This is a genomic window from Xenorhabdus khoisanae, assembly GCF_001037465.1.
In the GTDB taxonomy this organism is placed as follows: Bacteria; Pseudomonadota; Gammaproteobacteria; order Enterobacterales; family Enterobacteriaceae; genus Xenorhabdus; species Xenorhabdus khoisanae.
On sequence record NZ_LFCV01000001.1, the window covers coordinates 12,487 to 22,076 of the forward strand.

At 44.1% G+C, this 9,590-nt stretch carries 7 protein-coding genes; 4 read left to right on the plus strand and 3 right to left on the minus strand.

Annotated elements, in window-relative coordinates; all coding sequences use genetic code 11:
• Positions 1 to 37: 37 nt before the first annotated feature.
• The 3 genes from AB204_RS00060 to AB204_RS00070 form a co-directional block, all read right to left on the minus strand.
• Positions 38 to 502: a hypothetical protein gene (locus AB204_RS00060; protein ID WP_047961355.1), complete on the minus strand. Its 465-nt coding sequence runs from the start codon at positions 500 to 502 to the stop codon at positions 38 to 40.
• A gap of 523 nt (positions 503 to 1,025) precedes the next feature.
• Positions 1,026 to 1,301 carry a PAAR domain-containing protein gene (locus AB204_RS00065; protein ID WP_047961356.1) on the minus strand — a complete coding sequence of 92 codons (276 nt, stop codon included), beginning with the start codon at positions 1,299 to 1,301 and terminating at the stop codon, positions 1,026 to 1,028.
• Between the two features lie 138 nt (positions 1,302 to 1,439).
• The gene (locus tag AB204_RS00070) at positions 1,440 to 2,420 is read right to left on the minus strand and encodes a helix-turn-helix transcriptional regulator (protein ID WP_047961357.1); all 981 of its coding nucleotides are present in this window, start codon (positions 2,418 to 2,420) and stop codon (positions 1,440 to 1,442) included.
• Between the two features lie 283 nt (positions 2,421 to 2,703).
• On the opposite strand from AB204_RS00070, the gene AB204_RS00075 reads away from it, so the two are divergent.
• The 4 genes from AB204_RS00075 to AB204_RS00090 are packed head-to-tail and all read left to right on the plus strand — an operon-like array spanning position 2,704 to position 9,551.
• Positions 2,704 to 4,704 carry a TonB-dependent receptor gene (locus tag AB204_RS00075; protein ID WP_053067795.1) on the plus strand — a complete coding sequence of 667 codons (2,001 nt, stop codon included), beginning with the start codon at positions 2,704 to 2,706 and terminating at the stop codon, positions 4,702 to 4,704.
• Entirely contained in the window at positions 4,701 to 5,978 is a 1,278-nt protein-coding gene (locus tag AB204_RS00080; RefSeq protein ID WP_047961358.1) for an MFS transporter, read from the plus strand. The genes AB204_RS00075 and AB204_RS00080 overlap by 4 nt, the downstream gene beginning before the upstream one ends.
• Positions 5,968 to 7,767, plus strand: a complete 1,800-nt coding sequence (locus tag AB204_RS00085) for an ABC transporter ATP-binding protein (protein ID WP_047961359.1) — start codon at positions 5,968 to 5,970, stop codon at positions 7,765 to 7,767. Before AB204_RS00080 ends, AB204_RS00085 begins: the two co-directional genes overlap by 11 nt.
• Positions 7,768 to 7,769: 2 nt before the next feature.
• Positions 7,770 to 9,551, plus strand: coding sequence for an ABC transporter ATP-binding protein (locus tag AB204_RS00090; protein WP_047961360.1), 1,782 nt, complete (start codon positions 7,770 to 7,772; stop codon positions 9,549 to 9,551).
• The last annotated feature ends 39 nt before the right edge of the window (positions 9,552 to 9,590 follow it).

A 9,590-nucleotide genomic window follows, 5' to 3' on the forward strand; every position in this document is an offset into this window, starting at 1 on the left:
TATAACTAACGATCCAAATCCTGAATGATATGAAGAATCAAATATAACACGCTGTTTTATTAGAATTTAATAAATTATCGTATTTATTCAACATAATTGGTAATTTATGTAAAAACACATAACCATCATGTTGAAATTCAATCATAATTTTATTGGAAGAAGATATGAAAAAAGTATCGCCATCAAAAAAACAACTCGAATTTAACTTTAAGTAATTCCCAACAAACTCATCAATATTATTAACATCCATTAGATAGACGTGATCTTTTGTATAGGAATCTTCATTGACGATAAAAATATCACCGGAAAGGTATTTCTTGAAATTGATTAGACCCAGTATTTCTGAATCCTCCATTCTGTCCCAATTGCCTATCTTACTCAAAAACTCAAACCTGCTTTCTTGTGCAAACCCCACGTAATTTAGTAATATCAATTCGCCACCAATAATAGGATGTAATATCAAATCAGCTTTATCCATTGTATATTTTTTATAGCTTTCCATACTACTTACCTTTGGCTTATCCAATATATTGGTTAACCATACATAAAATAACCTAATCTTTCCACCTTATTTAAAGGCATTTTTGGCTTCATTTAAGCGCATAGAATTATGCTTTTCAAGAATAATCAAAATGCTTTCACCAGACAATATCAGCTTACTATTTAAAAATAAGAAAAATATATCAAAATCTCTTATGCCAAACATTGAATTATGGCATCTGAATCCATGGCATATTAAAGAGGGAAGAGGGGGATTATAATCCTTGCAACCTGTGACATTAACCTTAGATAACGACTGCATTCATAAAAGCAGAATGTTAAGAGTTGGCGGGGACAACATCTGAGGTTTATCCTCTTGTTTTGACCCGCCTATATACCCGTTAGATTTTTCAGCCGAATATAAATTCAATATAGAGTAATTGTGCAAAAATCATTTTCAATGATATTCAAGACCCAAATTACTTGACATTGAGATTTCAAGTAATTGCAAAGTGGAGTAAGTAGATGTTCTCAAGTTGAATTACCTAACTTTCATAGGTATCAGGAATGGAATGTATAAGCCCGGCGTGACAAGGACAGGTCGTCCGGCTATCCAACGTGCCCGCTAATTTTGTTCCTTTATCCAGAAAAGAAGCAACACCTCCGACAATGGCATAATTTCCTGAATATCTGCCACAAGTCACAGTAGAACCTTCAATAGCTGCTTGTTTTCCATAAAATTTAATGTTGCTGGTTCCGGTAAGAATTGCACCGCCACACGTTGTTTTATCACCAACTGTCAGAAAATTTCCCTTTGCCATATTATTCCCTTCATTTTGATGTTTATTTAAAATAAGTCAGAATATTCCGACTCAGTTTTTTCCATCCTGAATCATTTTGCCTCTATCTATACTTACCCGACTTCGCCAATCAACAAATCAATGTCACCACTGAAAATTTTACTGGCTTTTCTCTACAATATTTTCGGCCAGTGATATGTGGCTGACAGCATATTTCGCCTGCCATGCTTTGGGGTTGATCAAATAATGTTGCCGGAAACGCTTGGAAAAATGACTTGGGCTAGAATAACCCACTGCGGCAGCGACTTCAATGACACTCATCCCTTTCTTCAATAAATCTTCAGCCGTGGTCATACGAACGTTTTCCAGATATTGGTGGAAAGTACGGAAAACAACAGCACGAAATCCCTCTTTTAATTTCCGCTCATTTAAACCCACTGCTTTTGATAATGACTTTATTGTCCAAGGGTAATTATAATCACTGTTAATTATTTTTATTGCATTGTAGACAGCGCGGCGCTGCAAGCCGTTAATCATATTATATTGACAATCATAAATTTGAGCTGTCACACAAGCGAGTATTTCTAATGCCTTTGCCTTCAAATAAACCTTTCTGACATTCCCACTTAATTGACACTCTTCTATTTGATTGACTATCTGCATAAATGGTGGATAGATAGGTCGTGCCATCATCAAGACATCACTATAACTCACATTCTTTTCAAAACCGGCGGTTAGTTTGGTAAAAGAAGGTAATTCCTGAGCTTCAATTTCATTCAGAGAAAAACGAATATCGAGAATATGCCATGCTCCACAGCCAAAGAAATTCATGCCACGTGTCATCGTGGGCGAATAGAAAAATATCATTGTTCCCGGATTAATATCTAAAATATCGCCATTTTCAATCGCCATTTTCCCTTTTCCACTCAGAACAAAAGCAATTGATACCGTTGGTGGCCCTTCACGATATTCTGTGAAGTCTTTATTAAGCTCAAGACAAATCCGGTTTATGTGAATTCCATCAGATAATTCCTCCGTTAACAATGGAGCACTTGTATTATTTTTCTCCATCGGTGAATGTGCGCAGTTATTATAGCCAACAGTGAAAATTCCTAATTTCTCGTTATAGATCGTCTTCATGAGATCCCCTGTAAAATTAGCTTTTTATAGCATGTTCTACAATTAAAACAACAGGTTGTGTGTATGTGAAATCGTCATTATGCTTTTATTTTATATACTTATACATAATGTAAATATCACGCAATTTATCATTAATGATAATCATTATCAATAGTACGCATTGCGCTACTTTTGTCCCTATCCCGTTAGCCTCATTTCACGACTCTCGTTAGTCTCCCTTTCTGTTTTTTCGTTTTACCACACTGTAAAGCATGATTGGAAAGGGCATTAAAAGAGTAATGATATGAAAAAATATGCTAAAGCGTCTGTCTTATGTTGTCTGATTTCACCTGTAGCTGTAGCGGGACATTCGTCTGCAACCACAGAAGATGTTTTGATTGTAACGGCTAACAAACGAGCAGAAACATTAAACAAAATTGACAGCAGTGTCCTGGTTAAAACTGGCGAAGAACTTGAGCAAGCGGGCATTACCCAAGTACAGGATCTTGAGCGGGCTTTCTCAGGTTTGCAAATCCGCTCTCGCGGTAACCGAGCCTATTCGTCAACCACAATTCGGGGTATCAGCTCACCCGATTACTATTCACCTTCCGTTCGAATTTATGTTGATGGCGTTCCCCAAGATCACCAGTTTCTGACACAAGAATTAATCAATGTAGAACGCGTAGAGGTGCTACGTGGTCCTCAAGGCACATTATATGGCGGGAACGCCCAGGCAGGTGTTATAAATATTATTACCCGTTCCCCAAAAGAAGGCCCCTGGCTTAACCTTGCCGGTAATTATTCTAAGCTGAAACAGGGCGGTTCTTTCAGCGGATCAATTCCTCTTATTGAAGACATTCTTTATGGTAGTGCCAGTCTGCGCTGGGTAAAAGAACCCGGACAAATTGATGCCCCAAATCGTGGCGATAAAAATATTGACTCCAGCAAAACCTGGCTCGGCAAAGGGCAACTGACATTTGCTCCAGAAGATTACCCTTTCAGCGCTGAACTTAGCTTTGCTCATGAAGATCTTAATTCACATGAAGAGCTTTATTTAACCGACGAACAATTCCGTCGGAAAGAATACGATGGCCCTATCCCTGATCTGACGCGTCGGGTCAACAGTTATGCACTGAAAGCTGAATATGATTTCGGCAACAATGTATTAACCAGTGTCACTTCCTATCAGGATCGCGATCTTTCCCGTAATTTCATCGGGGGTAAATGGAAAGAGAAACACCACGCGACAACCCAAGAGCTGCGTCTGAAATCCGACTATTCAAATGGGATTACCAGTGTTCTCGGTGGCTGGTTTTCTGATGAAAATAACAAACATCATATCGGCGGCTATGCCGATTACTATGGCGCGGCCACTAACACAATAAAAGCAAAATCACTGGCACTGTTTGGTGAAGTTAAATTACCGGTTGCTTCTCAATGGGATCTGACGCTTGGCGGTCGTTTGTCACATGAAAAATCGCAGATAACCTATGCAGGCCGTTCCGGCAAGATGGCGATTGACGCTTTTAATAACCAAGTTTCCAACAATGAATTCACACCTAAGGCGGCACTGGGTTGGCAGTTGACACCAGATAACCGTCTCTATGTTTCGGCAACTAAAGGTTATAAACCTGGCGGGTTCAATAACATTGTTTCCTTTGCCAGTGATAGGAAGCCTTACGAGACCGAAAACTCAGACAATTATGAACTCGGCTGGCATACGTCGTTCTTTGATAATGCGATAACGTTAAATAGTGCTGTTTATTACATTCGCTCTAAAGACAAACAGATTTATGTTGGCTCTGCTGGTATGCAGTCCATTCGCAATGCTGGCAAAGCGGAAAGTAAAGGTATTGAGCTAAACAGCCAGATTAGGCCAATACAAGGGCTCAGAATTTCGCTTGGTGGTAATGTCGGTAAATCCAATTTCACTCATGCGACCGATACAACAACTGGCGTCAGTTATAACGGTAAACGCCTGCCTTACGCACCCGATGTCATGCTCAATGCAAGTTTCGATTACCTGATTGATCAAACATTATTACCCGGAAATCTCTATTTAAATGCCAGTGCCCGCCACTATTCAAAAAGCTACTTTAATGAAGCGAATACCCTTGAACAAGGGGCATATACCCTCTATGACGCTGCATTAAGTCTGGAAATGGCCCATGGCGTCAATGTAAAACTCTATGGCGAAAATCTGGGTAACAAAAAGTACCGTGTTTCTGGTTTCCGACTAGGAAACGATATGTACATGATTAGTAAGGGATTGAATGTCGGGCTGGATGTGAGTGTTGCACTATGACCAACAATATCTCGACGGACAATTTCTCACACTCTCGTCATATCTCGTTGCTGCTTCTGACTTTGGCTGGTGTTTACACCATCCAAAGCACCATCGGTATGTTTACGTTACAAAGCATGCCCGCATTTCTGCGCAGCCACGGTGTTACCCCGGATAAGATAGGGCTGCTTTATCTGTTGATGTTGCCTTGGGCATTCAAATTTCTTTGGGCTCCCGTTGTGGAACGCTATCGTAAATCAGGCGGGGGGGACACCAACCCCCGCCGCATCATGCTCTGCGGTAATCTGTTAATTGCCCTGCTTTTTGGTTCGATGTCATTAGCAGAACCTGCCGAACATATGCCGCTGATTATCGCGGCTCTGTTTCTGATTACACTTGTCCTGACTGTAGTCGACACCACCACAGATGGTCATGCTATCGACCGGTTATCACCACAGCATCGCCCCTGGAGCAATGTCATGCAGGTCGGGGGAAGTTATCTGGGCGCCATTATCGGCAGCGGCCTGTTTTTATATCTTACTTCACTGTATGGCTGGCATATCGGTGCAGGCATGTTAGTCATCGTGATTCTACTGATGTCACTGCCTATTTTGTTCATTCGGGGATCTCAGGAAAAGAAAGAGCCGGGTGTTGCAAAAGCTTCGGTAAAACCATCCTTAAAGAATGCATTACGCCGTACTCCGGTTAAACAGGCACTGGTTTTAATACTGCTATGCATGATTGGCACACGCCTGTCACTCGGTATGTTCTCCCCGTTTTTGGTGGATCGCGGCGTAGATTTAACCCAGCTTGGCATCATTGCTGCCAGTGGTGGTGCATTAGCCGGATTATCCGGTGTCCTGCTTGGCGGCATCGTGATACGCAAATTAGGTGCCATTCAGACATTATTGGCGCTCATGCTGCTTGAATGTGTGGTATTAGCCGGTATTTTCTGGCTTGCCCGACAACCAGAAGCGCCTCTATCCCTGCTCTCAGCAGCATACGTCTTCATCACATTAATCACGGCTGCCAAATTTGTTGCCTTGTATACCCAGATGATGTCTCTGGCAGCAAGCACTCAATCTGGTGTGGATTTTGCGTTGATGCAGTCCGCAGATATGGGCATTGCCATCATCTGTTCAATGCTGGGGGGCTTGATCGTGACCAAAGCAAGCTATTCCTCCCTTTTCGCTCTTGCATCACTCTTTACCCTGGCCGGCCTGTTCTGGACATTACGCAAACACCGCGATTTCCAAAAGGGCAATATTCAGAAGGAAAGCACTTATGCTCAGTAATGACGCTTCTGTTCAGGGCTCACCAGAGCAACGCGCCGCTGATACTGGCGTCATTAAAGAGTTGTGGACGCTGATGCGCCCCTATCGCACTCTGAGTTACGTCGCGATTGTGCTTGCTATCGTTTCTGCCGGTTTGCAAATACTACCGGCAGCGGTTGCCGGGCTGATTACCCAATCTATCTATGATGGGCAATATGACACATTACTGAGTTACGGCGTCATGTTATTGGGTTTCACTTTTGCCGCCATGTTGACGTTCAGTGGTTCAACGTTTGTTTCTCATTTAATCGCCGCCGACGTTCAGGCTGATGTTCGCCGTAACATCAGCAGTAAGTTGAAGCTCGTTCCCTTGGGCTTCTTCATGCTGACCGACAGCACCGAAATCAAGAAGATGATGTTAGATGACGTTGAACAGCTTGAAGATGGTATTGCCCATATCATTCCAGAGATGTCAGCAACCTTATTCGGCCCACTGATCGCACTCAGTGTCATGTTAGCCATTGATTGGCGATTAGCATTGGCGGCATTCGCCCCGACTTTCGGTGCCTGTTTATTATTCATCTATATTCAGATGAAAGTTCAAACCACTACGCAGCGCTTTTACGCAGCCCAAAATCGTATCGCGTCAACAATGGGTGAAGTGATCAATGCCATTCCGGTGGTGAAAACCTATTCAGGCGGTAAGGTTGCACTACAGCGAGCCGAAGACGCATTTACCGCCCTGACACGGGTTATCGATGTTTGGGTTGAGAAAGTGCAGGTCAAATCCAGCCGGTTTTTTGTGCTGTCCAGCGCTAATCTGTTGTTTGTGCTTCCTTTGGCCGTCTGGTTATTTAACCGACAAGAAATTACTTTATTTGAGTTCACTTTCTTTATTCTGGCTGCGATGGCATTTGGCAATATTGCCTCATCCATGTTTTCTGTCATGACTCGTTTACAACAGCAAGAAGCATTAATCACGCGCTATCGTTGGTTGATGAATCAACCTGAACTCGCGCCATGTACTCAGAGCCAAACGCCTGCCGATCATAGCATTACGTTGCATAACGTCAGTTTCGCCTATCAGGATGAACAGGATAATGTATTAAATAACATCTCGTTTTCCATACCTGCCGGAAATTCACTGGCTCTGGTGGGCGCCAGTGGTTCTGGTAAATCCACAGTCGCCAGCCTGATCGCCCGGCTCTGGGACCCACAACAAGGCAAAATTACAGTTGGCGGCGTTGATATCCGCAATATGGATGAAACAACCCTGCGTAATCACATCTCTTTTGTGTTCCAGCGGGTATTTCTGTTCAACGATACGATAGCCAATAACATACGATTAGCCCGTCCTGATGCTTCACTCGCTGAAGTTGAAGCCGCCGCCGTCGCAGCACAAGCGCATCAATTTATCCAGCAATTGCCACAAGGCTATGACACCGTGCTTAACAACGGTATCAGCCTGTCTGTAGGGGAAAAACAGCGTATCGCGGTTGCCGCCGCTATTCTGAAAAATGCGCCAATTCTTGTCCTGGATGAAGCCACGGCTTATGCCGATCCTGAATGTGAGAAAGAGATGCAACAAGCACTCAACGCATTATGCCGTACCAAGACAGGCCGCCATAAGACAGTGATTGTTATTGCCCATCGCCTGCCAACTGTCCGCCATCTTGATCACATACTGGTCTTGGATAAAGGACAAATCATTGAGCAAGGAACCCATGATGAACTGGTCGCACAACAAGGCGCATATGCCAGACAGTGGGCGGCCTGGCGAGGCAGAAATACAGGAACAGGAGTAAATTAATCATGGGATTATTTAATCGCCTCCGGCAACACCTGCCACCAAAACTACAACAAGTTTGGTTCCGTGGGTTGTTATATAAGCAATTTGATACCATTGCGATTATGGCCCAACTGGCTATCGCTGCCTGGGCTATTACTCATTTAGACAAAAGTGGCGGGGAAAGTGGCAACGGTATGCTGCCACTGATTACTCTGACATTATTGGTTATTTTGCTATTGCTGCGGTTCGCTTTTATGACTCGCGCATTACGTAAACTCACCATCGCCGCTTATGGACTGGGCATCGAGATCCGTCGCACTTTGCTACAACGGCTTGTTGGTATGTCCGTAGCGACCATTCGGGGCTTAAGTGCCGGAAAAATAGCGCTGACGTTATCCGAAGATGTGCAATGGCAGGAAAATCAGTCAGCCTATACCACGCCACAAATTGTCTGCCAGATTATGATGCTGGCCCTTATCTATCTGGCTTTATTCTGGTTCGATTGGGTTGTTGCAGGCAGTGCACTCTTGGTATTGACGGTCGGACTACTCATCTTGGTCGCTATCCGTCAAAAACTCAATGAAATACTGCGCAGGCGGGCAGCGATGATGGCTGATGTATCCGAGGCGATCGTAGAATACGCTCAAGGCATGGCCTTTATCCGCGCGGCCGCGGCGACGACAACGGTTGAGCAACGTTTTGACCGAGAAATTGAGCAAATGCGTGTTGCATTCCGCCGTGGCATATTCAAAAGCATACCGCTACTGAGCCTGTTCTACATCGTCATTGATACCAGCGTGGTGGTTGGCATTCTGGCCGGCGCTCTGCGCTTTACTGCACCGGAAGCTCTCACACTTCCAGAGATGCTCATCACGATCCTGCTGTTGTTTGCCACGATTACCCCTCTGCGCGGGATTATTCCCCTGATCAATGTGACTGCATTGACACAAGTCGGCGAAACACATATTGCAGAGATAGAAGCAGTTGCAACGCAAGTTTCCGGGCCACTGGCAGCACCAATCCAATATGATGTTGAAGTTAATAACATCTCATTCAGCTATTCAGGCACTAACCAACCCGCTATCCAAAACGTTTCATTCTATGCGCCACAAGGCAGCATGACCGCCATTGTGGGACCAAGCGGCAGTGGTAAATCTACACTGGCCTATTTATTGCTCTCTTTCTATCAACTGGATAAAGGTGAAATTCGTCTGGGCGGGAATAATATCCATCATTACCAGACTCAGGCACTGTATGACACCGTGACAATGGTGTTCCAGGAAACGGCGCTCTTTCAGGATACTGTCGCGAATAATCTCCGTTTGGGTAATCCCAATGCAACGCAATCGGAGCTGGAACAGGCTGCCCGCCTTGCCAATATTCACGACACGATTATGGCCTTACCACAAGGATACGATACGCCTTTAGGTGTGGATGGCGGTACGTTGTCTGGTGGTGAGCGTCAACGGCTTGCGATTGCCCGCGCTATGCTAAAACAGTCTCCCGTCTTATTTCTGGACGAAGCAACCGCTTCTCTGGACCCCGAAAATGAGCGATTGATACAAGAAGCGTTTGATTCTCTTACCCAGAACAAAACGGTCTTTGTTATTGCCCATCGGTTAAGCACGATAACCCGCGCTGATCAAATATTGGTGATGGATCATGGGCATCTTTGTGATAGCGGCACCCATGATGAATTACTGAAACGTTGCCCGCTTTATCAGTCCCTTTGGAAAAATCACCTTGGTTCAGAAGAGCATTGGCACTTAAACCCGAATTGGTATCTACACCCGAATAAGGTGTAGGTGTAACCCACCCATTCTTTGACTTATTACGTTACTGCC

Excerpts from the sequence above, each read along its gene's own strand:
- AB204_RS00060 (WP_047961355.1), bottom strand. The coding sequence starts at position 502 with ATGGAAAGCTATAAAAAATATACAATGGATAAAGCTGATTTGATATTA.
- AB204_RS00065 (WP_047961356.1), bottom strand. The coding sequence starts at position 1,301 with ATGGCAAAGGGAAATTTTCTGACAGTTGGTGATAAAACAACGTGTGGC.
- AB204_RS00070 (WP_047961357.1), bottom strand. The coding sequence starts at position 2,420 with ATGAAGACGATCTATAACGAGAAATTAGGAATTTTCACTGTTGGCTAT.
- AB204_RS00075 (WP_053067795.1), top strand. The coding sequence starts at position 2,704 with ATGAAAAAATATGCTAAAGCGTCTGTCTTATGTTGTCTGATTTCACCT.
- AB204_RS00080 (WP_047961358.1), top strand. The coding sequence starts at position 4,701 with ATGACCAACAATATCTCGACGGACAATTTCTCACACTCTCGTCATATC.
- AB204_RS00085 (WP_047961359.1), top strand. The coding sequence starts at position 5,968 with ATGCTCAGTAATGACGCTTCTGTTCAGGGCTCACCAGAGCAACGCGCC.
- AB204_RS00090 (WP_047961360.1), top strand. The coding sequence starts at position 7,770 with ATGGGATTATTTAATCGCCTCCGGCAACACCTGCCACCAAAACTACAA.